Raw genomic sequence first — 25,189 nt, 5'->3', positions numbered from 1 at the left:
TTAGGGTAGATTCAATCGATTTCGCGCAAAGCGATCTTACTCTGTTACAGATTGCAGTTGAGGTGATTGAGAAACTGCGCCTAAATAAGATTCACCGTTTTTCGCTAAGGTTTAAAAGTTAATTATGGAAGGTATCAGTATTGCCAAACTGCTGATCATCGGTGCGCTTATCGTACTGCTCTTTGGCACCAATAAGTTACGTTCACTGGGTGGCGATCTGGGATCCGCAATCAAAGGCTTCAAAAAAGCCATGAAAGATGATGACTCCAGCGCAACTAAGAACACAGCTGAAGAAATTCCAGCAGAACGCGTATCACATAAAGAGTAAATCAACGTCAGTTGACAATAAATGTTACTTTTTATTTCTGATGGAAGAGAGAAAACCAGACTTAATCAGTCTGGTTTTTGTTTTTTAATGCAGGCTGACCACTGAGTTGAGTTCGAGATCAACGTCAACCGGCCTAACCCGATCCCAGGCAAAACCGGTCTCACTTAGCGTTAGCGATAGCGTGTCGACAATCTCCGAAAGATCAATTTCAAAATCCTCAACGGGTAATGTAAAGCCCTGCTCGATCTCAGATTGCAGTAAAATAAATTCATCTTCTGGAATTAATAAATCTTCAGAAAACAGGGCAGTTACCGCTTCAAACATGTATTGACCGCTCACCGGCGCAAGCGTTGATGTTGAGCTCTGCAGTGCGTTTAGTTGATATAATCCTTCTCCCCAATTTTCAGGTTGCTCGGAAATCCATTGAACTTGTGCATCTGTTACGGTACTCCCCTCCAATATGCTGTTGAGATAGATGTCCATTAATGCATCAGCTTCTGAACTGCCATCAAACGTCAGGTTTGGCTGTGTTATCTCATCATCAGATTGATCCTTCGCATTATCCTTAACTGTTTGCTGATAACGTTCTGTGTTTTGTATCGGATGACTGTAGACATCGCTTAGCGGTGTGGGGACTTCCAGCAAACTGGACCCGATGAGGTTAAGCGTTTCAGGCTCAAAAGCAGCAAGCGACGAATGAGGCTCAATTTCAGCAGCAGAGCAACTCTTCCATTCTGACTGTGAAACTGATGCTGAATTTGATAAGGCATGGGCGTTGACGAATTCAGCGGAAGGATAAAGTGATAAAGGGAGTGTCGTCGCGGCAGGCGCTAATGGAGAAGTCTGCGTCTTGAGGCTTAGCTCAACAGCATAGCGCTGTTCAATATGAAGCGCAGTAGCCAGCGCGGCCATGCCGCAACTCGCGTGAGCCGTAAGGTTAGGATTAGTTGTGTTAACAGGCGCAGTTCGAATTTTTATGGCATCAAGATTTTCGTCTGAACCGCCAGACAACATATCGCTAGCCAGGTGATCAGTATCGTCCGGTATGAACCAATCGGGAAACGCTGAAGGGGTGGAATGAGGTTCCATAATCTGACCTATAAAAGCAGCTGAGGATTAAAATGACAAAATGGCTTATAGCCTCAGCGGATAAAGCGACAGATTAGTTGAAGAGATTAAGGGCAGGGGATAATCAGGCCGTACCAGGTGGCACGACCTATATAGCGTTACTTAACTTCCAGGCCTTTAGCCTGCATATCGGCATGATAAGAAGAACGAACAAAAGGACCACAGGCGGCATGCGTAAAGCCCATCGCCATCGCTTCTTCTTTCATCTCATCGAATTCTGCCGGGCTGACATAACGTTGAACCGGCAAATGGTGGCGACTAGGCTGCAAATATTGACCCAGCGTAAGCATAGTCACGCCATGGCGACGCAAATCGCGCATCACTTCCACAATTTCAGCGTTGGTCTCGCCTAACCCGACCATCAATCCTGATTTGGTCGGAACAGATGGATGCGCTTCTTTAAAACGCTCCAGCAGTTTGAGCGACCAGTCGTAGTTAGCACCAGGACGCACCTGACGGTAAACGCGCGGTACGTTTTCCAGATTGTGGTTAAAAACATCTGGCGGCGTTGCAGTCAGAATTTCCAGCGCACGATCCATACGGCCACGGAAGTCAGGCACCAGAGTTTCGATTTTGATGGTAGGACTTTTTTCACGAATAGCGCTGATGCAATCGGCAAAATGTTGAGCGCCACCATCACGCAAATCGTCGCGGTCAACGGAAGTGATCACCACATAACGCAGCGCCATGTCAGCAATGGTTTGTGCCAGCTTACCGGGTTCGTTAGCATCAGGCGCGTTAGGGCGGCCATGAGCAACATCGCAGAATGGGCAGCGACGGGTACAGATGGCACCAAGGATCATAAAGGTTGCCGTACCGTGGTTAAAACATTCGGCGAGGTTAGGGCATGACGCCTCTTCGCAGACCGAGTGTAAACCGTTTTTACGCATTGCCGCTTTAATGCCCTGGATACGACTGGAATCCGCAGGCAACTTGATTTTCATCCATTCCGGCTTACGCAACATCTCTTGCCGTTCGGTGGTCACAGTCTTAACTGGGATCAACGCCATTTTATCTGCGTCACGATATTTGACGCCGCGTTCCATCTGAATTGGTTTACTCATAAAATCTGCAGGTTCCGGTCGGATTGCGATTTGAAAGCTTTCTCACACATCGAGAAGGGTGCTTTCAACTTTATTTGAAAAAAGTGCAAAAATTATATCATCTGATTGGCCGGGAAGCAGCCATCCTGAGCGTTGAAACGTTACATATTTGTAAATACGCATTCACAGTTAACGCATTACTGGGTTTGGCTCAGTCTGCCACTCAACGTTTTCATAATTCAACAGGCGGGCAAATGCCGCTACTAGCAAAGGTTGAACCTCGTTAACGCTTACGTCACGATTAAAATGTTGCAGTTGCGTCATGCTCATTCCTGCATAACCGCAAGGATTGATACGCAAAAAAGGCGATAAATCCATGGCGACATTAAGCGCCAGACCATGGAATGAGCAGCCTTTGCGAATGCGTAAACCCAGCGAGCAGATTTTTTCATCACCAACATAGACGCCAGGTGCATCGGCGCGCGCGCGCGCTTCAACGCCAAAGTGCATGAGTGTTGCAATCACTGTTTCTTCCAGGGCCGTAACCAGTTGGCGGACGCCAATTTTACGTCGCTTGATGTCAATCAGCACATACATCACCTGTTGGCCGGGACCGTGATAGGTGACCTGACCGCCGCGATCGCTTTGTACTACAGGAATATCGCCTGGCATTAAAACATGTTCCGCTTTGCCTGCCTGACCTTGCGTGAAAACCGGATCATGCTCCACCAGCCAAATCTCGTCGCGGCTGCTGCCGTCACGTTGATCGGTATAGTGATGCATAGCTTCAGAAGTGGATTGCCAGTTGCAAAGACCTAACTGGCGAACAAGAAGAGTTTCGACTGACAAAACGCGGGTCCGCTAAAGGGGGAAAGGCTGAGTATAACGTCGGCAAACAGTAAGACCAACTCCCTTTGCCGACGTTATCATTTACAGCACCATACGAACGATTTCGATCTTGCCCAGCTCTTCGTACAGCTTTTCCACCTGCTCAATGTGCGTGGCGGTAATAGTAATATTGACGGAGTGATAGTTGCCCTTGCTGCTCGGCTTCACTTCGGGAGAATAGTCGCCGGGCGCATGGCGCTGCACCACTTCAACCACTTGATCAACCAGCTCCGGTTGTGCCAAGCCCATTACTTTATAGGTAAATGGGGTAGGAAATTCGAGCAGTTCATTCAGTTTGGTTTTCATATTGACTCCGGTGCATAAAAAAGGCTCCCGCCTGAGCGGGAGCATCATAATAACGTGATATGGGGGCGCTGTGGCGACTTTTCAATCGCCCGCAGAGATTAGCCGAACCAGTGATGGAACATCAGTTTGATGTAGTCGACGATACGGCTGAAGAATCCACCTTCAGTGATTTCGTTTAACACCACCAGCGGGCGCTGATCGATGGTTTTACCGTCCAGCTGGAAGTTAATGCTACCCACAACCTGATTTTTCTGCAGCGGTGCGTGCAGCTCAGTATTGTTCAGCACATAGCTGGCTTTCAGATCTTTCATCCGTCCACGTGGAATGGTCAGGTAGGCATCTTTATCTACGCCTAGCTGAACACGATCGCTGTTACCAAACCACACCGGCTCGGAAGCAAACTCTTTACCTGCTTTCAGTGGCGCGACGGTTTCAAAGAAACGGAAGCCCCATGTCAGCAACTTTTTGCTTTCGGTTTCACGACCTTTATAGGTATGTCCACCCATTACGGCAGAGATCAAACGCATCTGGCCTTCGGTAGCAGAAGCGACAAGGTTATAGCCCGCTGCGTTGGTATGACCGGTTTTGATCCCATCAACATTCAGGTTAGTGTCCCAAAGCAGACCATTACGGTTCATCTGACGGATATTGTTGAAGGTAAATTCTTTTTCTTTATAAACCGCGTATTCATCTGGCACATCGCGGATCAGTGCTTGACCAATCTTCGCCATATCGCGTGCTGAACTGTATTGACCTTCCGCATCCAAACCGTGAACCGTCTGGAAATGGGTGTTTGTCAGGCCGATGGCTTTTACGTAGTTGTTCATCAGGTTAACGAACGCATCCTGGCTACCGGCAACGTAATCGGCCATCGCCACACAAGCATCGTTACCTGATTGCAGCACAATGCCGCGCGTCAGCTGTGAAACCGGAACACGATCGCCAGGCTTCAGGAACATCAACGAAGAGCCTTTAAACACGGGGTTGCCGGTCGCCCAGGCATCCTGACCCACAGTAACAATATCGTCCTGATGGATTTTGCCGGATTTAACCGCTTGTCCAATCACATAGCTGGTCATCATTTTGGTCAGACTGGCGGGATCGCGACGCGCATCAGCATTCTTTTCGGCCAACACCTTACCTGAATGGTAATCGATGAGCACATAAGCTTCGGCATCAATGTCCGGTACGCCCGGAATCATAGTCTTGAGATTAACATCATCAGCAATAGCGGCATGGCTGAGAGAGAAAGCGATCAGTGATCCCACTGTCAGGCGTTTCAGCAAACGAGATGATTTCAGCGTGTTCATGTATAGGACTACAACATCCGTGGTTTTAAGGTTTAAAAAGATAACTCATCATAACAAATGCCTGATTTACAGGCATCTGGCTTAATGAATGGGTTGTTAGCAGACGTTACGACTAAGGTGATTTACATCACATTTCGTGACGCGCGCTGGTAATGAACGACGTAATTTGTGCCTCGGTATTTAATCGCTGTTGTAACGCAGCTGCTTCAGCGCGGGTTTTAAACCCGCCAAGTTGCACACGATAAACGTTGCCTGAAGCTTCAACGGCGCCGGGCACGCCAAAGCGCTGGCTTAAGCTTTTTTGCATTTGCTGCGCCCGAGCGGGATCGTTTAATGCACCGACTTGTACAACATAGCCGACCACCGGATGCGCGCTGTTACTGGATGAGGCAGGGCTGGCAGCAGATGCTGCGGCAGCGGTCGCGATTACTGGAGCGGGCTGCGGCTCGCTGCCCTCCAGTACGCCATTGGCTAGCGGTTGAGGGGCGCCAAGAAAGCCGCTGCTTTGAACCGGTGCGCCCATATTATCGCTGCTTTGCAATGTGCTGTTGCTGATAGCCTCAACGTTTTGCGGAGCGGGTTCTGATTGCGCTGCGCTGCCGCCGTTCATCACCGATCCGCCGCTCAAATCAGGGCGAGCAGGAAGTGAGTAGCTTTGCTTAGCGACAACGGTACCGATGGTGCCGGGTCCCGAAAGAGTGCCATCTGGTGCCACGTTAATGTAGTCAACGCGTACGCGAGAATTGTTGGAAATGTTGAGGCGATCTCCTGCGGCACGCGACAAGTCAATAACGCGACCTGGCGTATAGGGACCACGATCGTTAACGCGTACCACGATTTGACGACCATTGGCGATATTGGTCACACGAACATAGCTTGGCAGCGGCAGGGTTGGATGCGCTGCCGTTAAGGCATCGGGATCGTAGCTTTCGCCCGTTGCCGTACGATTGCCTTTTGCTTCATCACCGTACCAGGCCGCTATACCAACCTCGCTGAAATTCTGAGGATTTTGGTTGATGCGGTAGGTTTTGCCATTGACGCTGTAATCCTGGTTGGTGCCGGGATTGACGGGCTCATAACGCGGTTCCACACCAGGAATTTCAACCACCGGGCCATTATAAGCCGGTTGCGGCGGCGCACTATTTTGCGGTTCCGGGGTGGAACAGGCAGCCAAAATCATTGATGCCAGTGCAACGCCAAGCCAATCCTTACGCATCTGCAGCCTCTTAAACACTTTTAGATAACATTTTTCGGTGAGTATGGATCGACATCACAATGCCGAATCCCGCCATAAGTACGATCAGCGCAGAGCCGCCATAACTGACCAACGGCAACGGAACGCCAACCACCGGTAAGATACCACTAACCATGCCAATGTTAACGAAAACATAAACGAATAAAATCAGCATTAAACCACCCGCCATCACGCGGCCAAACGTGGTTTGCGCACGTGCTGCGATAATCAAACCGCGCATGATCAACAACAAATAAAGCGCCAGCAAAGCCAGCACGCCAACAAGGCCTAACTCTTCTGCCAGCACCGCAAAGATGAAGTCAGTATGACGTTCGGGTAAGAATTCGAGTTGTGATTGCGTACCTTCCAGCCAGCCTTTGCCACGCAGGCCACCAGAACCAATGGCGATTTTGGATTGGATTATATGATAGCCGGCTCCCAGCGGGTCACTCTCGGGATCAAGCAACATCATCACGCGGTCGCGCTGATAGTCATGCATCAGGAAGAACCACAAAATAGGTATGAAAGCAGCCACCAGCAATACTGCGACGCCAATTAATTTCCAGCTCATACCGGATAAGAACAGAACAAATAAACCTGAGGCCGCCACCAGAATTGAGGTGCCAAGGTCAGGCTGTGCCGCGACCAATAGCGTAGGCACAAAGATTAGAATCAAGGCGATGCCGGTATTTTTCAGTGTAGGCGGGCAGACGTCGCGGTTGATAAAACGCGCCACCATCAGCGGTACAGCAATTTTGGCGATTTCCGAGGGCTGAAAACGCACCACGCCCAGATCCAGCCAGCGTTGCGCACCTTTACTGATTTGACCAAAAGCATCGACTGCTATCAGTAAGATGACGCAAATAATATAGAGATAAGGCGCCCAGCCTTCATAAACCCGCGGTGGAACCTGCGCCAGGACGATCATGATTACCAGGCCCATGACAATCTGGCCAATTTTACGCTCCATCATGCCTGGATCTTGCCCGCTGGCACTCCAGATAACGATGGCGCTGTAGGTCAGCAGACCTAAAATAACTAACATAAACAATGGATCGATATGGATACGCGTCCAGATCGATCTTTTTTGCGGACTATCGTTCATGGACATGATTATTCACCTTCATAGCCGGGCGGCGTGGGCGCTGCGTCCGGCAGGACAGTATTGTTATCACCTAACATAATGTGATCCAGAATCTGGCGCATCACGGTACCGACCGCCGGGCCAGCGCCGCCGTTTTCCAGAATGATCGTCACGGCAACGCGTGGTTTGTCGTAGGGGGCAAAGGCTGTCATCAATTTGTGATCACGTAAGCGTTCGGCAATTTTATGCGCGTTGTACGTTTCGTTCTCTTTCAAACCGAATACCTGCGCCGTACCTGATTTGGCCGCGATTTTGTAAGGTGCATCCGCGAAGCTTTTGTGTGCAGTACCGTTTGGGCGATTGGCAACGCCATACATGCCATCTTTAGCAATTTCCCAATAACCTGAATGGATATCACCAATAGGGGCCGAGGGTGCCTGACGGTAAGGTACTATCGTACGGCCTTCGCGTGTGGCACGCAGCATATGCGGCACTTTAATCTCGCCATCGTTAATCAGGATCATCATCGCTTTATTCATCTGCAAGGGCGTGGCCGTCCAGTATCCCTGACCAATACCAACAGGAATGGTATCGCCTTGATACCACGGTTTTTTAAAGCGCTTCTGTTTCCATTCGCGCGTCGGCATGTTGCCCGCGCTTTCCTGTGGAAGGTCAATACCGGTGCGATGACCATAACCAAACTTGTTCATCCATTCGGAAAGGCGGTCAATACCCATGTCATAAGCGACCTGATAGAAAAAGGTATCGGCGGATTCTTCCAACGATTTGGTCACATTGAGGCGGCCATGTCCCCATTTTTTCCAGTCGCGGTAACGCTTTTCAGAACCGGGAAGTTGCCACCAGCCTGGATCGAACAGGCTGGTATTACGATTGATCACACCGGCACTTAAGGCAGAGACGGCGACATAGGGTTTAACGGTTGACGCTGGCGGGTAAGCCGCTTGTATCGCACGGTTGTAGAGCGGACGGTTTTCATCGGCCAACAAGGCGCGATAATCTTTTGACGAGATGCCATCAACAAACAGGTTCGGGTCATAGCTTGGCGTTGATACCATCGCCAATATTTCGCCGGTACGCGGATCGCTAACCACGACCGCCGCACGGCTTCCCGCCAGCAGCGTTTCAATATACTGCTGCAGTTTAAGATCGATGGTGAGATAGATGTCGCGGCCCGCCTGTGGCGACTCCTCATGCAGCTGACGAATCACGCGGCCGCGGTTGTTTACTTCAACTTCTTCATAACCTGTCTTACCGTGCAGCAGATCTTCATAGAAGTTTTCGATGCCCAACTTGCCGATATCATGAGTCGCTGCGTAGTTTGGCCATTTACCTTCTTTATCAAGGCGAGCGACATCGCGATCGTTGATCTTCGACACGTAACCCACAACGTGCGTCAGCGTCTGACCAAAAGGATAGTAGCGACGTTGGTAGCCTTTAACTTCGACGCCGGGAAAGCGATATTGATTAACAGCAAAGCGGGCAACCTGAATATCATTCAGGCCGGTTTTAACCGGAATTGAGGTAAAGCGTCGTGAGCGCTTGCGCTCTTTTTCAAAGGCTTCAAGATCTTCGTCGCTGAGATCGAGCACCGGACGTAAATTTTCTAACGTCTGTTTAAGATCATCGACCTTTTCTGGTACTAACTCAGCCTGATAAATAGTGCGGTTCGACGCCAGCGGCGTACCGTTGCGGTCATAGATGATGCCGCGACTGGGCGCAACCGGCACCAGTTTGATGCGGTTTTCGTTTGAGCGGGTACGGTAATCGTCGAAACGTAAAATCTGCAGGTGGTACAGGTTGACCACCAGCACGGAGGAAAGCACTAAAATACCGACGAAAGCGATCAACGCCCGGCGGACAAAGAGTTTCTGTTCGGCGCTATAATCGCGAAAGGCGTTGCTTTGTAATTTCATCCGCTACTTGTAAGGTCTGATGTGGGCTTATCGGTCATTCACGATGATAAGGGTGATTTGCCGTAATGCTCCATGCACGATAAAGACTTTCAGCAACCAGCACGCGCACCAGCGGATGGGGTAGCGTCAATGCTGAAAGCGACCAACTCTGCTCGGCCGCAGCTTTGCAGGCGGGCGCTAAACCTTCCGGGCCGCCAATCAGCAGGCTGACATCACGTCCATCCTGCTTCCAGCGCTCCAGCTGCTGCGCTAATTGTGGCGTTTCCCACGGATGTCCGGGGATATCCAGCGTAACAATGCGATTGCCTTTGCCGACCGCCGCCAACATCGCTTCACCTTCTTTTTCAAGAATGCGTTTGATGTCAGCATTTTTCCCACGCTTACCCGCCTGAACCTCAATCAATTCCAGCGGCATATCTTTGGGAAAGCGACGCAGATATTCCATGAAACCGGTCTGCACCCAGTCGGGCATTTTGGTGCCAACGGCAACGAGCTGCAGTTTCACGCGTTAGCTCCAGAGTTTTTCCAGTTCATACAACTGGCGACTCTCTTCCTGCATGATGTGCACAATAACTTCACCCAGATCAACAATGACCCAATCGGAAGCATTTTTACCTTCAACCGACAGCGGCGCCATACCCGCTGCGCGAGATTCCTGCGCAACGTGCTCGGCAATCGAAGAGACATGACGTGTCGAGGTGCCGGTGCAGATAATCATGCAATCGGTGATGCTGGATTTACCTTGCACATCAAGTGCAATGATGTCCTGGCCTTTAATATCATCGATTTTATCGATAACGAACTCTTGGAGTGCTTTACCTTGCAAAAGGTTCCCCTCAAAACTGGTGATGGTGGACCGGCTGAAAGCCCGGATAGTGCTCAGAATAAATGATGCACAGACTAAATGATGTACGGAATGACGCAGCCAAAAATCAAGCGGCGCAGTATAGCATGGGGAAATCAGTCGCGATATAAGCCAGCGCGGTCGATATAGGCAATAACGGCGGCAGGTAGAAGATCATCACAAGCGAGATTCTGATGGCGGCGCTGACGGATTTCAGTAGCGGAAATATTATACAACGGCGTTTCAGCCAGCCAGATACACCCTGCTGCCCGTTGATGCAGTTGCTGAACATCCTGCGTGATATGGTCATCAAGCCACGCCTGCATCTCGGGCGAATCCATTTCGGTGGCATAGCCAGGGCGTTTACAGACCAGCAGGTGACACAATGACAACAAATCTTGCCAGCGATGCCATTTTGCCAGCGTAAGCAAAGAATCCTGGCCAATAATAAAACCCAGCGGCTGCTGTTGGCCACGCTCAGCGCGCAGGGTTTCTAGCGTCGCGACGGTCCACGATGGCGTTTCACGTTGCAGTTCGCGCGTATCAATCTCAAACAGCGGAAGCGTTTCGGTAGCGCAACGCAGCATATCAACGCGCTGTGCGGCACTCGCTTCTGGCTGAGGACGATGTGGCGGCACGTTATTGGGTAACAAGGTAATGCGTTTTAATCCAACTTGTTGCGCCAACGCTTCAACAGGGCGCAAATGGCCAAAGTGAATCGGGTCAAAGGTGCCACCAAACAGCGCGTGTAGTTCAGACATGAGCAAAACTCGTTGGAAAGGCGCGGCTGGAAATCAATAACGACAACGTTTCGAGCTGAGGCCAAACAGGCTGACCATAATCTTGCTTTAAGGTTATCTCGATCTGTGCCAGCAAATGAATGGCGCGCTGTAAACGGACAGCATCCAGTCTTTGTAGTGCTTCGGTAAACAAAGCGCGACGATTTTGCCAGATGCGTTGTTGATCCATCAGCGTGCGCAGCGGCTGTTGCGTCTGATGGCGCTGCAAGTGCAGTAATGTCAGCAAATCGCGTTGCAGCGTGCGCATTAAAATTACCGCTTCGCTATCTTCTTTTTCTAACTGATGAAGGATATGCAGGGCGCGGCGGCTTTTACCCGCCAGCAAAGCATCCACCCAGTGAAAAGGGGTAAAATGTGCGGCATCGCTTACGGCTTCTTCAACGCGCGGCAAAGTGAGTTTGCCGTCGGGCCACTGCAGCGATAAACGCTCCAGCGCTTGTGCCAGCGCCAGCAAATTACCTTCATAGCAGTAACACAGCAGCTGCACGGCCGCGTCATCGATGTTTAACTGCATCGCTTTAGCACGGTTAACAACCCAACGTGGCAGCTGCGCCTGCTCTGGCGTCTGACAGGGTACTAACACAGCGTGCGCCGACAACGCTTTGAACCAGGCGCTGTTTTCCTGTGCTTTGGTCAGTTTTGCCAGACGGCAAATCAACAGAATATCGGCATGCAGCAGTCCAGACAGCTTGAGCAGTTGCTCTGCCATCGCCGCATTGGGGCCATTTTCGGGAAAGTGTAGCGTCAGGGTTTGGCGTTGTGCAAACAGGCTGAGCGACTGGCAGCTGACAAACAAACTGTCCCAGTCGGTGTGAGCATCCAGCGTGAAGCTGAAATGCTCTTCAAAGCCTTGCGCATTCGCGGTGACGCGGATGGCATCGGCACTCTCCTGCAACAACAAAGGTTCGTTACCGGCTAACAAATAACAGGCGCGCAGCCCCTCACGAAGCTGCGCGCTGAGTTGTTCAGGATAAATCCTGATCATTGCAAACTGGTAGCAGAGGAAGAGGGCACTTCCGCTGAATCTTCACCCGGCACCGGAATGGACGATTCAGGTAATGTCTCTTTGTTGTTGATTTGCGCAGCATGCACGGTAAGCAGCTTACGCACCAACTGCTCTGCAGCACGTTGACGCATCTCCTGAACGATCAAGTCCTGCTCGGCATCTTTTGCCAGCGCCGCATTCGGATTATCAAAGAAGGAGCGATAAACCGTGGTGCTGATGGGATAGATGCCTTTACCCGGCAACAGGACCTGCGCAGTTACCGTCATCACCAACTGATATTCTGCGGTGGTGCCGCTGATAAATACCGAAGCGGTGTCACGACCTTGCCTTTCTCCGCCAAGACGCAGCGTGGGGATATCGATGCGGTTCTGCTTAGTGTCCTGAACAATATTGACGTTATTAAGGCGCAGCTGCTGACGCACTGTACGTGTCAGCGGACCATAAGGATCGCCAGAGTTAACAATCAGCGTTTTCAACTCAGACGGCACCTGCGTGGTGCCGCGTGGATGAAAACCACAGCCAGCGGTGATCAACACCGCCAGCGTGACAAACAGCCTGATAATCGGATGTCGCACAGTTCCTCCTGAACTTAACCTACGACCAGGTTAAGCAGTTTGCCCGGTACATAAATCACTTTACGAATAGTCACGCCGTCAAGGTACTTCGCCACCAAATGTTCTTGCGCAGCGCGTGCCTGAACTTGCTCCTGAGTTGAATCGGCTGGAACGGTGATTTTACCACGCACTTTACCGTTTACCTGGACCACGACTAACAGTGAATCTTCAACCATTGCCGCTTCATCGGCTACTGGCCAAACTGCATCATCAATCGAGCCTTCGCCACCCAGCGTTTGCCACAGAACGTAGCACGCATGCGGAGTGAAAGGGTAAAGCAGACGTGTAACCGCCAGCAGCGCTTCGTGCATCAGGGCGCGATCTTGTTCGCTCTCCTGCGGCGCGCGCGCCAGTTTGTTCATCAATTCCATGATAGCCGCGATCGCCGTGTTAAACGTCTGACGGCGACCAATGTCATCGGCGACCTTGGCGATAGTTTTATGCAGATCGCGACGCAGCGCTTTCTGATCATCGTCCAGGCTGGCCACATCCAGCGCCACAGTGGCACCTTTTTGCGTGTGATCAAACACCAGTTTCCACACACGCTTCAGGAAGCGGTTAGCACCTTCGACGCCTGATTCCTGCCATTCCAGTGTCATTTCTGCTGGCGAAGCAAACATCATGAACAGACGCACGGTATCCGCACCATAGCGCTCAACCATCAGCTGGGGATCAATGCCGTTGTTTTTTGACTTCGACATTTTGCTCATGCCAGCGTAAATCACTTCGCGGCCCTGATTGTCAACAGCCTGAGTAATGCGGCCTTTCTCATCACGCTCAACGGTGACATCAACCGGAGAAACCCAGTTGCGCTCGCCATTGACGCCCAAATAGTAGAACGCATCTGCCAGTACCATGCCTTGACACAGCAGGCGTTTAGCCGGTTCGTTCGAGTTAACCAAGCCAGCATCGCGCAGCAATTTGTGGAAGAAGCGGAAATACATCAGGTGCATGATGGCGTGTTCGATACCACCCACATACTGATCAACCGGCAGCCAGTAGTTTGCAGCAGCCGGGTCCAGCATGCCTTCGTTGTAGTTAGCGCAGGTATAACGTGCGTAGTACCACGACGATTCCATGAAGGTGTCAAACGTGTCGGTTTCGCGCAGCGCAGGTTGGCCGTTTACCGTGGTTTTTGCCCACTCTGGGTCGGCTTTGATTGGGCTGGTGATGCCATCCATGACGACATCTTCCGGCAAAATCACGGGCAGCTGATCTTCTGGCGTTGGCATCACGGTGCCATCTTCCAGCGTTACCATTGGGATTGGCGCACCCCAGTAACGTTGACGAGAAACGCCCCAGTCACGCAGACGATAGTTTACTTTGCGTACGCCAACGCCTTTTGCTGCTAGCGCTTCAGCAATGGCATTGAAACCGGCAGCGTGATCCAGACCGCTAAATTCACCGGAATTGAACAGCGTGCCTTTTTCAGTCATCGCTGCCGCGCTGACGTCAGGCTCGCTGCCATCAAGGTTCAGGATAACCGGCTTGATTTGCAAATCGTACTTGGTCGCAAATTCCCAGTCGCGCTGATCGTGACCCGGAACGGCCATGACCGCACCGGTGCCGTATTCCATCAGCACGAAGTTAGCGACCCATACTGGAAGGGACTCACCCGTCAGCGGATGGATAACAGACAGGCCGGTAGCCATGCCTTTTTTCTCCATGGTCGCCATATCGGCTTCAGCCACTTTGGTGTTGCGACATTCGGCGATAAAGTCAGCCAGAGCCGGGTTGTTCACGGAGGCTTGAGTGGCTAAAGGGTGACCTGCGGCAACCGCTACGTAAGTTGCACCGATAAAGGTGTCTGGACGCGTGGTGTAGACGGTGACTTTTTCTTCACTGTTAGCCACGTCAAAAGTGATTTCTACACCTTCCGAACGGCCAATCCAGTTACGCTGCATGGTTTTGACCTGCTCAGGCCAATCTTCCAGCGTATCCAAATCGTTCAGTAATTCTTCAGCGTAGTCGGTGATCTTCACGAACCACTGCGGAATTTCTTTGCGCTCAACTTTGGTGTCACAGCGCCAGCAGCAGCCATCAATAACCTGCTCGTTTGCCAGCACTGTTTGGTCGTTCGGGCACCAGTTCACCGCCGACGTTTTTTTATAAACCAGGCCTTTTTCGTACAGCTTGGTGAAGAACCACTGTTCCCAGCGATAATATTCTGGCTGGCAGGTCGCTAGCTCACGGCTCCAGTCATAACCAAAGCCCAGCAGTTTTAACTGGTTTTTCATGTAGGCGATGTTGTCGTAAGTCCACGGCGCAGGTGCGGTGTTATTTTTTACCGCTGCACCTTCTGCAGGCAGACCAAACGCATCCCAGCCAATCGGCTGTAACACGTTTTTGCCGAGCATACGCTGATAACGCGCGATTACGTCGCCGATGGTGTAGTTACGAACGTGACCCATGTGTAGGCGGCCAGAAGGATAGGGCAACATGGAGAGGCAATAATATTTCTCTTTACCTTCCTGCTCAGTCACTTTAAACGTTTCGTTTTCATCCCAGTGCTGCTGCACGCGGGATTCAATCTCTTCCGGGCGGTATTGCTCTTGCATGGCTGCCTGTGGTCCTTAATGAATAACACTTTGCTTACTTTAAGATCCGCATAGCATACCCATAAGGCCGCGTATCAACAACACTTCCCACTTTCGCTGGCGCGATTTCTGCTTAAAGCGCCTGAGCCTTCACCCTTTTGTCATTCGCCTCTCAGACGACACGGCAAATATGCCAAAACGTCTAAACTTAGTGCAGGCATTGAGCGCATAAAGGAGAATTAAATGAACAAAGTGGCTCAGGAATATCGCGAGTCGTTAGCGGTTTTGACCGAGCGCCTTCGCCATGGCGATCGTAACGTTGATACGCTGATTGCTGAACGACGTAGCCAGTTGCTCGCCAGCAGTGACCTCAGCGTTGGTGAAGTCGATCAGGCGCTTTCATCGGTTCGGCGAGATTTAGAAGAGTTTGCACGCAGCTATGCTGAAGTTGAGGAGCCGTTAGGTGATTCAGTGTTTATGCGAGTGATTCGTGAAAGCGTGTGGAAAGAGTTGGCTGACATCACCGATAAGAGCCAGCTGGAGTGGCGGGAGGTGTTTCAGGATCTGCATCACCATGGCGTATATCAAAGTGGTGAAGTGGTGGGGTTAGGAAATCTGGTGTGTGAAAAGTGCCAGTTTACACGCGCTATTTACACGCCCGAAACTTTGTCACGTTGCCCGGAATGCGGGCACGATCAGTTTCAACGCCAGCCGTTTGAACCTTAATTTAAATGTTTGATAAAACAGGCGGGCCTCACAGCCCGCCTGTTTTTTAGTGCAGGATTTTAGCGAGGAAGTCTTTAGCGCGATCGGATTGCGGATTGTTAAAGAAGTCATCTTTATTGGTGTCTTCGATAATTTTACCTTCATCCATAAAGATCACGCGGTTAGCCACTTTACGCGCAAAGCCCATTTCGTGGGTTACCACCATCATTGTCATGCCTTCCTGTGCCAGTTCGACCATCACGTCCAGCACTTCATTGATCATTTCAGGATCGAGCGCTGAAGTCGGTTCGTCAAACAGCATGGCAATGGGATCCATGCAGAGCGCGCGGGCAATCGCCACACGCTGCTGTTGGCCGCCAGAAAGCTGGCCTGGAAATTTTTGTGCATGTGCTGCCAATCCGACGCGAGTCAACAGCTTTAGGCCTTTTTCACGCGCTGCGGCTTTGTCACGTTTCAAGACTTTGACTTGCGCCAGCACCAAATTATCGATGATGCTGAGGTGCGGAAAGAGTTCGAAGTTCTGAAACACCATGCCGATCTGGCTGCGTAACTTGGCCAGGTTAGTTTTCTTGTTGTTTACTTCGGTTCCGCTAACCGTGATGTTGCCTTGCTGAATCGGCTCCAGCCCATTGACGGTTTTGATCAAGGTTGATTTACCCGAACCGGACGGTCCGCAGACCACCACCACTTCACCGGTTTTCACTTCGGTTGAGCAGTCGGTCAGCACCTGAAAGTGACCATACCACTTAGAAACATTTTTCAGGTTAATCATTTAAACCGTCCTTTTTCTTTTTAGATAACTGACCAACAACGACGCGCTCAGGCTGATAACGAAGTAAACCAGACCGGCAAACAGAACCATTTCAACCTGGGTACCGTCACGCTCACCAATGGTAGAAGCGGTACGGAAGAAGTCAGCCAGGCTCAAGACATAGACCAACGACGTATCCTGAAACAGCACGATACCTTGCGTTAGCAGCAGCGGTACCATGGCGCGGAACGCCTGCGGCAGGATGATAAGTTTCATCGACTGCCATTGCGTCATGCCCAGCGCCAACGCCGCATTACCCTGACCGCGTGAGATACTAATGATCCCGGCACGGATAATTTCTGAATAATAAGCGGCTTCGAACAGTGAAAAAGCCACCATTGCCGAAATCAGGCGAATATCGGTTTTCGGCGATATCCCCAGAACCTGCTGTAAGAAGCTCGGCACCACCAGATAAAACCACAGCAGCACCATCACCAACGGCACTGAACGGAACAGGTTGACGTAAAGTTTGGCGAACCAGCTGATGGGCTTGAAAGTAGATAAACGCATTACTGCCAGCAAGGTGCCCCAGATAATGCCGAAGATCACCGCGGTGAGGGTGATTTTGAACGTGATAACCAAACCGTTTAGCAGGTAGGGCAGGCTGGGAGCAATGGAGCTCCAGTCAAATTCGTACATTATTTCCCTCCTACATTGCCAGGCAGACGCACTTTGCGCTCTACAAAACTCATCAACAGCATGATCACCAGGTTAATCGCCACGTAGGCCAGCGTAATAGCCGTAAAGGATTCATAAGCGTGTGCGGAATAGTCGAGCAGTTTGCCCGCCTGTGCAGCCATATCTACCAAGCCAATAGTCGAAGCGATAGCTGAGTTCTTCACCAGGTTAAGCATTTCCGATGTCATCGGCGGCACAATCACGCGATACGCATTCGGTAGTAACACATAACGATAGGTTTGCGGCAGGGTTAGCCCCATCGCCAAACCGGCATTTTTTTGTCCGCTTGGCAGCGACTGAATCGCCGCTCGTACCTGCTCGCAGACGCGGGCCGCGGTAAACAGGCCAAGACAGATCGTAGAGGAGATGAAAAATTGAATGTTGGGATCCAGCTCGGCTTTAAACCACATCCCTAAGTTTTCACCCACCAGTTCCGGTGCCACCAAGTACCAGAAGAAAAACTGAACGATGAGCGGGATATTACGAAACAGTTCCACGTAGCACGTACCAATGGTCGACAACAGACGATTGGGTACAGTGCGCAGAATGCCGAAAAATGATCCTACACAGAAGGCGATAATCCAGGCACAACAGGAGACGGCGATCGTCACCTGAAAACCGGACCACAGCCAGCCAAGGTAGGTCGTGTTACCGAACGGGGCCTGTTCGAGAAAAATGCCCCAGTTCCAATCGATACCCATAACGAGCTCCGGTAAAAAAGGGTAGCTAAGCTACCCTGAAGATTGATGAACGGCTTTTACTGCCTGTTTCAGGGGAACGACCTGTTACAGGTTTGTCTGTCCATGCCGCGGTTTCAGCAATCGAGAGGGCAGCGCGGCTGCCCTTGTTATCATTGTTAATTCAGTGCCTTGTCGTTAGGCTCTTTAAACAGGGCTTTCATGTCATCAGACAACGCAAAGTTCATGTTCAAATTCTTTGGTGGGATCGGCTGCTTGAACCAGGTATCAAACCATTTTTCTGCCTGACCAGAAGACTGCGCTTTAACGATGGTGTCATCCACCAAGGTTTTGAATTGTGGATCTTCTTTACGCAGCATGCAGCCATAAGCTTCTTTCGATTGCGGCGTGCCTAAAATTTCCCAGTTATCAGGTTTCTTCGCTTTTGCACGTTCGCCTGCCAGTAATGCATCGTCCATCATGAAGGCCACAGCGCGACCGGTTTCCAGCGTGCGGAAAGAATCACCGTGATCTTTAGCGCTGATAATGCGCATTTCCATTTTCTTCTCATCGTTCAGCTTATGCAGCAGAACTTCTGAAGTCGTACCGGATGTCACGACCACAGTTTTGCCTTTGAGGTCGGTGAAATCTTTAATCGGACCGCCTTTTTTCACCAGGAGGCGCGTGCCGATCACAAAAATGGTATCGGAGAAGGCGGCCTGTTTCTGACGCTCAAGGTTGTTGGTGGTTGATCCACACTCAAAATCGTAAGTCCCGTTCTGTAACAGAGGGATACGGTTTTGTGAAGTGATAGGGATCATTTTGACCTGCAGGTCAGGCTTGTTCAGCTTCGCTTTGATGGCTTCTACAATGGCGTTGGAATAAGCCTGAGAATAACCGACGACTTTTTGCTGGTTGTCATAGTAAGAAAAGGGAACTGATGATTCACGGTGCCCGACGACAATGACATCATTGTCATTAATCTTTTTCAGGGTGCCGCTGAGATCTTCCGCTTGGGCCGCTCCAGCTGCTGCGCTTAACAGCAGAAGAGATAATGCCACTTTGCGTATCTGCATGTTCCAACTCCTTCGTATGGAAATTGCACAGAATTTATCCTGTGCTGATTATGATGTTGTGTGTATTTTCTGCTGCTTTTCTGGTCATCCCACAGCGCAAGCGCGCTCAGAATAGTCACTAACATAGCGGATTGTTAACGTGATGAAACAAAAAAGTTTCTTTTTTGCGAGGCGATTCGCACCAAAAAAAGGCAAAAACACATCCATGCGCGATAGCGGTGCGCGGGATTGATTTCTTTTGGTGCAGACGGCCTGGCAACGCGTCATCAAATGGTATGTCTGCGAAAACTCCTGAGTTAAATAGCAATCATCGTGCCAGAAAGCGCGATCGAGTAGATGAGGATGCAGAGACGTTGGTAGCGGAGGGTGACGAAAAGAGGTGGGATACAGAGATTATGAGAAGAAAAAACGGCGAAGGAGCCTTCGCCGTTTTGCGTTGAGATAAACCTAACGCCGACGGCGGATAACAGCAATAAGCGCCGCTAAGGCCGTTAATATCCAGACTGGCCAAACGCCAGCGTGTGCATAAGGTGTTTCACCGGTAGTGGGCGTGACTTTTTCAGTTAATACGCCGCGGGTAAACTGCGACAGCATCTTCTCAACATCGCCATTGGCATTCACTACTGCGGTCACGCCATTATTGGTGCTACGTAACAGCGGGCGGCCTAATTCCAATGCACGCATTCGCGCCATCTGGAAATGCTGCCACGGGCCGATTGAGTGCCCAAACCATGCGTCATTGGATACCGTTAACAGGAAATCAGTATCGGGACGTAAATTGGCGCGTACCTGTTCGCCCAGCACAATTTCATAGCAAATCGCGCTAGTAAGGTGGTAGCCCGCCACGCTCAGTTGCGGTTGAATATAGGCACCGCGACTGAAAGAGGACATTGGCAGATCAAAGAACGGCGCCAGCGGGCGGAGTAAATCAGCCAGCGGCACGAATTCGCCAAAGGGAACCAAATGATTTTTTTGATAACGATTGGCGCTGAAGTAGTTATAAGGCTGTTCTCCACCCAACGCGATTACTGTGTTGTAGTCGTGGTAGCGGTTCTGCTCCAGACGTGAATCAACGATGCCGGTAATCAATGCGCTGCCACGCTGGTGTAATTCATCATCAAGTGAACGCAAAAACGCTTGCTGGTTGCTTTCTAAATCAGTGATAGCAGACTCAGGCCAAATAATGATCGGCGCTTTGCCCATCAGCGGCTGACTCAGGCTGGTATAAACGCGTAGCGTATTCAGTAATTGCTGAGGATCCCACTTCATCGACTGCGGGATATTACCTTGTACTAAAGCCACTTCAACGCTGCGCTGAGGCAGCGGTTGAACCCACTGGATGTAGCGTAGAGGCCAAGGCAGTGCCAGTAATATCAAGCCGGCGATCAGGCTTTTGCCGCTGCGTTGTTGCAGAGCATGCACCAGCAGGCCAGCAATAATCATCAGCACGAAGGTCAGCGTTTCTACCCCCGCCAGCGGAGCAAGCCCTTTGAGCGGACCATCAATCTGGCTGTAACCAAATTGCAGCCAAGGGAAGCCAGTTAGCACCCAACCGCGTAAGAACTCAGTGATTTGCCACAATGCTGGTGCGGCTAGCGCCAGACGCCACAATGTAGCGCGCGGCCAAAATCGATTGAGCAAACCTGCAAATAATGCGGGGTAGATAGCTAAATAGGCGGCCAGCAGAACCACCAAGAAAATATTCACCGGTCCTGGCATGCCACCAAAGGTCGCGATGCTGACGTAAACCCAGTTTATGCCGCTACCAAACAGACCAAAACCCCAAACGAAGCCGATGACTGTAGCCTGCGGGCTGGTTCGATTGAGCGTCAGGAGCTGCAGGCCACACAGCGAAAGCAGCGCAGCAGGCCAAAAATCATAAGGGGAAAAGGCGAGGGTGCCAAAGGCACCCATAATTAAAGCCAGCAGAAGGCGTACCCGCTGACGCGAGTAGAGAGAGGCTAAAACCATAAACTTATTCGTCATCCAAGTGAGGTAGCGGCGAATTTTCCGGAATTGTTACGTGAACCTGGATGATACGGCGGCTGTCAGCCATCGCGACTTTGAAATGGTAACCATCAATGTCAATACTTTCCCCACGTGCGGGAAGGTGGCCGAATCCCTGCATCACCAGTCCACCGATGGTGTCGACTTCATCATCGCTGAACTGCGTGGCAAACACCTCGTTAAAATCTTCTATTGGCGTCAATGCACGCACAGTGAAGGTTTGACGGTTTAGCTGGCGAATATCACGATCTTCTTCTTCGTCATACTCGTCTTCAATCTCACCCACGATCAACTCAAGAATGTCTTCAATGGTGACTAAACCTGAAACACCACCAAACTCATCGATGACAATCGCCATGTGATAACGCTGCGAGCGAAATTCTTTCAGCATGCGGTCAACGCGCTTACTCTCAGGCACCACAACCGCAGGACGCAGCACTTTTTCCATGCTGAACGGTTCTGATTCACTGCTCATAAATGGCAGCAAATCTTTTGCCATTAAGATGCCTTCGACATGATCTTTGTCTTCGCTGATTACTGGAAAACGCGAATGCGCGGATTCGATAATGAGCTCAAGGCACTCTTCGAGGTTCTGATTGCGTTTGAGAGTGATCATTTGCGAGCGTGGAATCATGATGTCACGCACGCGCTGTTCTGCAATGTCCAATACACCTTCGAGCATGTCGCGGGTATCCTGATCGATCAGGTCTTTATGATTGGAATCGCGGATCAGCTCCAGCAGTTCGTCACGGCTTTTTGGTTCACCGTGAAACAGTTGGTTGATCAACAGGGAAAAAAATCCCTTTTTACTACTGGGTGCATCGCTGTTTTGAGAATGGTCATCGCTCATGGCGGTTTTTGTCGATCTCTCTGATAAGAAAATAAAACTGTCGGCGTTAGTGCCAACAGCAGGATGACCTGAACCAAAGGCTCAAGCGTCTTCTTTCTCCGAAATGTACGGATCGGGATACCCAAGAGCAAGCATTATCTCGGTCTCGATTCCTTCCATTTCTTCGGCTTCTTCGTCTTCAATGTGGTCATAGCCCAACAAATGCAGCGTACCGTGTACCACCATATGCGCCCAATGCGCTTCAACAGTTTTGCCTTGTTCAGCAGCCTCTTGCTCGACAACCTGACGACAAATAATCAGATCGCCAAGCAGCGGCAATTCAATACCGGGTGGGGCTTCAAACGGAAATGACAGCACATTGGTCGGCTTATCTTTACCGCGATAAGTCAGATTAAGCTCATGACTTTCTGCTTCATCAACCAGACGAATAGTGACTTCACTTTCTGGTTGAAAGGGCATAACCGCCGCTTCCAGCCAACGCTGGAACTGTGTTTCTTCCGGCAAGCCCGTGGTGTGCTCGCAGGCGAGTTGAAGATCAAGGATTACCGAACTCATTTGCTCTCCTGCGCGGCAACATGCGCCGCCAGCGCTTCACGTTTACGCTCTTCAGCCTGTTGATCGCGACGTTTTTGATCGGCTTCTTCCCAGGCTTCATAGGCGACAACGATGCGTGCGACCACGGGATGACGGACAACGTCTTCGCTATGGAAGAAGTTGAAACTGATCTCTTCCACTTCCGAAAGCACCTCAATTGCGTGGCGCAGGCCAGATTTGGTGTGACGCGGCAAGTCTATCTGCGTGACGTCGCCGGTAATCACCGCTTTTGAATTAAAGCCGATACGCGTCAGGAACATTTTCATCTGTTCGATGGTGGTGTTCTGGCTCTCATCCAGGATGATGAACGCATCATTGAGCGTACGGCCACGCATGTAAGCCAGCGGCGCGACTTCGATAACGTTGCGCTCCATCAGCTTTTCAACGCGTTCAAAGCCCAGCATCTCAAACAGCGCGTCATAAAGAGGGCGCAGGTAAGGATCAACTTTCTGGCTGAGATCGCCTGGCAGAAAACCCAGTTTTTCACCCGCTTCCACGGCGGGGCGCGTCAGCAGAATACGACGAATTTCCTGACGCTCCAGCGCGTCAACTGCCGCAGCCACCGCCAGATAGGTTTTACCGGTACCCGCCGGGCCGACACCGAAGGTGATGTCATGGTCGAGGATATTCGCGATGTACTGCGCCTGATTAGGCGTGCGCGGCTTAATGACGCCACGTTTCGTTTTGATGTTCACCGCTTTGCCAAAATCAGGCACGCTTTCTGCGGTTTGTTCCAGTACGCGACTCTCTTTGATCGCCAGGTGAATTTTTTCTGGCTCGATATCGGGGATATCACCGCGAACGGGGGCCGTATCAACGTAGAGCGTTTTAAGGATATCTGCCGCCGCGTTCACGCACAGCGCGCGTCCAACTAACTTGAAGGCATTGTCACGGCGATTGATTTCAATGCCCAAACGACGTTCCAGTTGTTTAATATTGTCATCAAATGGACCACACAGGCTCATCAGACGGCGGTTATCGGCCGGTTCAAGGGCGATTTCACGAGTTTCGATATTCAAACGAATCCTTTGGGTCACTGAGGGCCAGTTGAAGTGGGGGTTTGACGCACCGTTTGGCTTAAACGAATGCGCCATAACGAAATTATTTATGTCGTAAAGCCTGGACGCAAGCTTCAGAAAAGATATTTGGGCGGCTCTTTCAGAAACCAAGTGCAACAAACTGAATTTGGCGGCAGCACTGCGCGCGCTGCCGCAAAGTAAAGCAGGGATCAAGGCTGGAAAGTACCTACGCCGATTTCGTTCTCTTTACGCGTACGCGCAATGACCGACGCCGGGCTTTCAACAACGCGTAGACCCATCTCATCCTCAGTGCGGACCAGTTTGCCACGCAGCGAATTGGTATAGACGTCGACAATCTCGACATCGACAAATTTGCCTATCATCTCTGGCGAGCATTCGAAGTTAACCACGCGGTTGTTTTCAGTGCGTCCCGTCAGTTCCATCACGTTCTTACGCGAGATGCCTTCAACCAGAATGCGTTGCACGCTGCCCAGCATACGGCGGCTAATGGCCAGTGCCTGCTGGTTAATACGATCTTGCAGAATCCACAGACGCTGCTTTTTCTCTTCTTCGCTGACGTCATCGGGCAAGTCCGCCGCTGGCGTGCCGGGACGTGCAGAATAAATAAAGCTATAGCTCATGTCGAAGTTGATGTCGCCAATCAGCTTCATGGTCTGCTCGAAGTCCTGCTGCGTTTCGCCAGGGAAGCCGATGATAAAGTCAGAGCTAATCTCAATCTCCGGGCGTGCCGCGCGCAGCTTACGGATAATCGCTTTGTACTCCAGTGCGGTATGCGCACGTTTCATCAGTGTCAGAATACGATCAGCACCGCTTTGCACCGGCAAATGCAGGAAGCTCACCAGTTCCGGTGTATCGCGATAAACCTCGATGATGTCATCGGTAAATTCGATGGGATGGCTGGTGGTGAAGCGAATACGGTCAATGCCGTCGATAGCAGCAACCAGACGCAATAACTCTGCAAAAGTGCAGACATCACCATCAAAGGCTGCGCCACGATAGGCGTTAACATTTTGACCCAGCAGGTTGACCTCGCGAACACCTTGCGCAGCCAGTTGGGCAATTTCCAACAAAATGTCGTCGCTCGGACGGCTTACTTCCTCGCCGCGGGTATAAGGCACCACACAGAAAGTACAATATTTATTGCAGCCTTCCATGATGGAAACGAAGGCGGTTGGGCCTTCTGCACGCGGTTCTGGCAGACGATCAAATTTCTCAATTTCAGGAAAGCTGATATCAACAACCGGGCTTTTGCTTCCGCGTACGGTGTTAATCATTTCTGGCAGGCGATGCAGGGTTTGTGGACCAAATACGATATCCACGCAAGGCGCGCGCTGGCGAATATGATCCCCTTCCTGTGACGCTACGCAACCGCCGACGCCGATGATCAAATCAGGGTTGCGCTCTTTTAATTTTTTCCAGCGGCCCAACTGGTGGAAAACCTTCTCCTGCGCTTTCTCTCGGATAGAGCAGGTGTTAAGCAGCAGGATATCCGCCTCTTCAGCTTCCTCAGTCAGCGTGTAGCCATGCGTACTGTTCAGCAGGTCAGACATCTTAGATGAATCGTACTCATTCATCTGACATCCCCAGGTTTTGATATGCAGTTTTTTTGTCATCGAACTAGCCATTGATTCAGAGCAGTGAAGTGCAGGGCGCGTATTGTAATGCTTTGATGCT

General features: G+C 50.9%; 25 protein-coding genes. 2 read left to right on the top strand and 23 right to left on the bottom strand.

Going from position 1 to position 25,189, the window contains the following annotated elements:
- Positions 1–124: 124 nt before the first annotated feature.
- Entirely contained in the window at positions 125–328 is a 204-nt protein-coding gene (gene tatE / locus MUG06_RS09105) for a twin-arginine translocase subunit TatE (RefSeq protein ID WP_215847369.1), read from the top strand.
- An 84-nt stretch (positions 329–412) separates the two neighbouring features.
- Here tatE and MUG06_RS09100 read toward each other — a convergent pair whose 3' ends face one another.
- The 14 genes from MUG06_RS09100 to leuS all read right to left on the bottom strand — a co-directional run bounded on the left by MUG06_RS09100 (position 413) and on the right by leuS (position 15,077).
- Positions 413–1,417 (bottom strand): hypothetical protein, encoded by a 1,005-nt coding sequence (locus tag MUG06_RS09100; RefSeq protein WP_243078353.1) that lies wholly within the window; start codon positions 1,415–1,417, stop codon positions 413–415.
- A 137-nt stretch (positions 1,418–1,554) separates the two neighbouring features.
- Positions 1,555–2,520 carry a lipoyl synthase gene (gene lipA, locus MUG06_RS09095; protein WP_215847367.1) on the bottom strand — a complete coding sequence of 322 codons (966 nt, stop codon included), beginning with the start codon at positions 2,518–2,520 and terminating at the stop codon, positions 1,555–1,557.
- A gap of 168 nt (positions 2,521–2,688) precedes the next feature.
- A complete protein-coding gene (gene lipB, locus MUG06_RS09090; protein WP_243078352.1) occupies positions 2,689–3,348 on the bottom strand; it encodes a lipoyl(octanoyl) transferase LipB in 660 nt (219 codons plus the stop codon).
- A gap of 81 nt (positions 3,349–3,429) precedes the next feature.
- Entirely contained in the window at positions 3,430–3,693 is a 264-nt protein-coding gene (gene ybeD, locus MUG06_RS09085) for a DUF493 family protein YbeD (protein WP_215847365.1), read from the bottom strand.
- A 98-nt stretch (positions 3,694–3,791) separates the two neighbouring features.
- The gene (gene dacA, locus MUG06_RS09080) at positions 3,792–5,003 is read right to left on the bottom strand and encodes a D-alanyl-D-alanine carboxypeptidase DacA (protein WP_243078351.1); all 1,212 of its coding nucleotides are present in this window, start codon (positions 5,001–5,003) and stop codon (positions 3,792–3,794) included.
- Positions 5,004–5,130: 127 nt separating this feature from the next.
- Positions 5,131–6,219, bottom strand: coding sequence for an endolytic peptidoglycan transglycosylase RlpA (rlpA, locus tag MUG06_RS09075; RefSeq protein WP_243078350.1), 1,089 nt, complete (start codon positions 6,217–6,219; stop codon positions 5,131–5,133).
- 10 nt (positions 6,220–6,229) lie between these two features.
- Positions 6,230–7,342 carry a peptidoglycan glycosyltransferase MrdB gene (gene mrdB, locus MUG06_RS09070; protein WP_215848319.1) on the bottom strand — a complete coding sequence of 371 codons (1,113 nt, stop codon included), beginning with the start codon at positions 7,340–7,342 and terminating at the stop codon, positions 6,230–6,232.
- 8 nt (positions 7,343–7,350) lie between these two features.
- On the bottom strand, positions 7,351–9,255 hold the full coding sequence (gene mrdA, locus MUG06_RS09065; RefSeq protein ID WP_243078349.1) for a peptidoglycan DD-transpeptidase MrdA: 1,905 nt from the start codon (positions 9,253–9,255) through the stop codon (positions 7,351–7,353).
- 34 nt (positions 9,256–9,289) lie between these two features.
- Positions 9,290–9,760 carry a 23S rRNA (pseudouridine(1915)-N(3))-methyltransferase RlmH gene (gene rlmH, locus MUG06_RS09060; protein ID WP_215847363.1) on the bottom strand — a complete coding sequence of 157 codons (471 nt, stop codon included), beginning with the start codon at positions 9,758–9,760 and terminating at the stop codon, positions 9,290–9,292.
- A 3-nt stretch (positions 9,761–9,763) separates the two neighbouring features.
- Complete coding sequence (rsfS, locus tag MUG06_RS09055) at positions 9,764–10,081, bottom strand: ribosome silencing factor (RefSeq protein WP_215847362.1); 318 nt, start codon at positions 10,079–10,081, stop codon at positions 9,764–9,766.
- Positions 10,082–10,215: 134 nt separating this feature from the next.
- A complete protein-coding gene (gene nadD, locus MUG06_RS09050; protein WP_215847361.1) occupies positions 10,216–10,860 on the bottom strand; it encodes a nicotinate-nucleotide adenylyltransferase in 645 nt (214 codons plus the stop codon).
- Positions 10,853–11,884 (bottom strand): DNA polymerase III subunit delta, encoded by a 1,032-nt coding sequence (gene holA / locus MUG06_RS09045; protein WP_215847360.1) that lies wholly within the window; start codon positions 11,882–11,884, stop codon positions 10,853–10,855. Before holA ends, nadD begins: the two co-directional genes overlap by 8 nt.
- Positions 11,881–12,480 carry an LPS assembly lipoprotein LptE gene (gene lptE / locus MUG06_RS09040; protein ID WP_215847359.1) on the bottom strand — a complete coding sequence of 200 codons (600 nt, stop codon included), beginning with the start codon at positions 12,478–12,480 and terminating at the stop codon, positions 11,881–11,883. Before lptE ends, holA begins: the two co-directional genes overlap by 4 nt.
- Positions 12,481–12,494: 14 nt before the next feature.
- Positions 12,495–15,077 carry a leucine--tRNA ligase gene (gene leuS, locus MUG06_RS09035; RefSeq protein ID WP_243078348.1) on the bottom strand — a complete coding sequence of 861 codons (2,583 nt, stop codon included), beginning with the start codon at positions 15,075–15,077 and terminating at the stop codon, positions 12,495–12,497.
- 222 nt (positions 15,078–15,299) lie between these two features.
- Between leuS and MUG06_RS09030 the strand changes: the two genes are divergently transcribed.
- Positions 15,300–15,782 carry a zinc ribbon-containing protein gene (locus MUG06_RS09030; RefSeq protein ID WP_215847358.1) on the top strand — a complete coding sequence of 161 codons (483 nt, stop codon included), beginning with the start codon at positions 15,300–15,302 and terminating at the stop codon, positions 15,780–15,782.
- A 46-nt stretch (positions 15,783–15,828) separates the two neighbouring features.
- On the opposite strand, the gene MUG06_RS09025 is transcribed toward MUG06_RS09030, so the two are convergent.
- The 9 genes from MUG06_RS09025 to miaB all read right to left on the bottom strand — a co-directional run bounded on the left by MUG06_RS09025 (position 15,829) and on the right by miaB (position 25,128).
- Positions 15,829–16,554, bottom strand: coding sequence for an amino acid ABC transporter ATP-binding protein (locus tag MUG06_RS09025; RefSeq protein ID WP_215847357.1), 726 nt, complete (start codon positions 16,552–16,554; stop codon positions 15,829–15,831).
- Entirely contained in the window at positions 16,555–17,232 is a 678-nt protein-coding gene (gltK, locus tag MUG06_RS09020) for a glutamate/aspartate ABC transporter permease GltK (RefSeq protein WP_215847356.1), read from the bottom strand.
- A complete protein-coding gene (locus tag MUG06_RS09015; RefSeq protein ID WP_243078347.1) occupies positions 17,232–17,972 on the bottom strand; it encodes an amino acid ABC transporter permease in 741 nt (246 codons plus the stop codon). Before MUG06_RS09015 ends, gltK begins: the two co-directional genes overlap by 1 nt.
- Positions 17,973–18,127: 155 nt before the next feature.
- The gene (locus MUG06_RS09010; RefSeq protein ID WP_215847355.1) at positions 18,128–19,024 is read right to left on the bottom strand and encodes an amino acid ABC transporter substrate-binding protein; all 897 of its coding nucleotides are present in this window, start codon (positions 19,022–19,024) and stop codon (positions 18,128–18,130) included.
- Positions 19,025–19,471: 447 nt separating this feature from the next.
- The gene (gene lnt, locus MUG06_RS09005; protein ID WP_243078346.1) at positions 19,472–20,995 is read right to left on the bottom strand and encodes an apolipoprotein N-acyltransferase; all 1,524 of its coding nucleotides are present in this window, start codon (positions 20,993–20,995) and stop codon (positions 19,472–19,474) included.
- Between the two features lie 4 nt (positions 20,996–20,999).
- Entirely contained in the window at positions 21,000–21,881 is an 882-nt protein-coding gene (corC, locus tag MUG06_RS09000) for a CNNM family magnesium/cobalt transport protein CorC (protein ID WP_243078345.1), read from the bottom strand.
- A gap of 81 nt (positions 21,882–21,962) precedes the next feature.
- Positions 21,963–22,436: an rRNA maturation RNase YbeY gene (gene ybeY / locus MUG06_RS08995; protein WP_243078344.1), complete on the bottom strand. Its 474-nt coding sequence runs from the start codon at positions 22,434–22,436 to the stop codon at positions 21,963–21,965.
- On the bottom strand, positions 22,433–23,494 hold the full coding sequence (locus MUG06_RS08990) for a PhoH family protein (protein ID WP_215847352.1): 1,062 nt from the start codon (positions 23,492–23,494) through the stop codon (positions 22,433–22,435). Before MUG06_RS08990 ends, ybeY begins: the two co-directional genes overlap by 4 nt.
- A gap of 209 nt (positions 23,495–23,703) precedes the next feature.
- Entirely contained in the window at positions 23,704–25,128 is a 1,425-nt protein-coding gene (gene miaB, locus MUG06_RS08985) for a tRNA (N6-isopentenyl adenosine(37)-C2)-methylthiotransferase MiaB (protein ID WP_215847351.1), read from the bottom strand.
- Positions 25,129–25,189: the final 61 nt, after the last annotated feature.

This window comes from Pantoea sp. MQR6 (assembly GCF_022761075.1).
In the GTDB taxonomy this organism is placed as follows: domain Bacteria; phylum Pseudomonadota; class Gammaproteobacteria; order Enterobacterales; family Enterobacteriaceae; genus Pantoea; species Pantoea phytostimulans.
The sequence above is the reverse complement of the archived record's forward strand: the minus strand, read 5'-3'. Positions and strand labels throughout refer to the sequence as shown.

Excerpts from the sequence above, each read along its gene's own strand:
- mrdA (WP_243078349.1), bottom strand. The coding sequence starts at position 9,255 with ATGAAATTACAAAGCAACGCCTTTCGCGATTATAGCGCCGAACAGAAA.
- tatE (WP_215847369.1), top strand. The coding sequence starts at position 125 with ATGGAAGGTATCAGTATTGCCAAACTGCTGATCATCGGTGCGCTTATC.
- corC (WP_243078345.1), bottom strand. The coding sequence starts at position 21,881 with ATGAGCGATGACCATTCTCAAAACAGCGATGCACCCAGTAGTAAAAAG.
- gltK (WP_215847356.1), bottom strand. The coding sequence starts at position 17,232 with ATGTACGAATTTGACTGGAGCTCCATTGCTCCCAGCCTGCCCTACCTG.
- MUG06_RS09015 (WP_243078347.1), bottom strand. The coding sequence starts at position 17,972 with ATGGGTATCGATTGGAACTGGGGCATTTTTCTCGAACAGGCCCCGTTC.
- ybeD (WP_215847365.1), bottom strand. The coding sequence starts at position 3,693 with ATGAAAACCAAACTGAATGAACTGCTCGAATTTCCTACCCCATTTACC.
- holA (WP_215847360.1), bottom strand. The coding sequence starts at position 11,884 with ATGATCAGGATTTATCCTGAACAACTCAGCGCGCAGCTTCGTGAGGGG.
- miaB (WP_215847351.1), bottom strand. The coding sequence starts at position 25,128 with ATGACAAAAAAACTGCATATCAAAACCTGGGGATGTCAGATGAATGAG.
- mrdB (WP_215848319.1), bottom strand. The coding sequence starts at position 7,342 with ATGAACGATAGTCCGCAAAAAAGATCGATCTGGACGCGTATCCATATC.
- MUG06_RS09030 (WP_215847358.1), top strand. The coding sequence starts at position 15,300 with ATGAACAAAGTGGCTCAGGAATATCGCGAGTCGTTAGCGGTTTTGACC.
- dacA (WP_243078351.1), bottom strand. The coding sequence starts at position 5,003 with ATGAACACGCTGAAATCATCTCGTTTGCTGAAACGCCTGACAGTGGGA.
- ybeY (WP_243078344.1), bottom strand. The coding sequence starts at position 22,436 with ATGAGTTCGGTAATCCTTGATCTTCAACTCGCCTGCGAGCACACCACG.
- leuS (WP_243078348.1), bottom strand. The coding sequence starts at position 15,077 with ATGCAAGAGCAATACCGCCCGGAAGAGATTGAATCCCGCGTGCAGCAG.
- MUG06_RS09100 (WP_243078353.1), bottom strand. The coding sequence starts at position 1,417 with ATGGAACCTCATTCCACCCCTTCAGCGTTTCCCGATTGGTTCATACCG.
- MUG06_RS09010 (WP_215847355.1), bottom strand. The coding sequence starts at position 19,024 with ATGCAGATACGCAAAGTGGCATTATCTCTTCTGCTGTTAAGCGCAGCA.
- rlpA (WP_243078350.1), bottom strand. The coding sequence starts at position 6,219 with ATGCGTAAGGATTGGCTTGGCGTTGCACTGGCATCAATGATTTTGGCT.
- lipA (WP_215847367.1), bottom strand. The coding sequence starts at position 2,520 with ATGAGTAAACCAATTCAGATGGAACGCGGCGTCAAATATCGTGACGCA.
- MUG06_RS09025 (WP_215847357.1), bottom strand. The coding sequence starts at position 16,554 with ATGATTAACCTGAAAAATGTTTCTAAGTGGTATGGTCACTTTCAGGTG.
- nadD (WP_215847361.1), bottom strand. The coding sequence starts at position 10,860 with ATGTCTGAACTACACGCGCTGTTTGGTGGCACCTTTGACCCGATTCAC.
- lnt (WP_243078346.1), bottom strand. The coding sequence starts at position 20,995 with ATGGTTTTAGCCTCTCTCTACTCGCGTCAGCGGGTACGCCTTCTGCTG.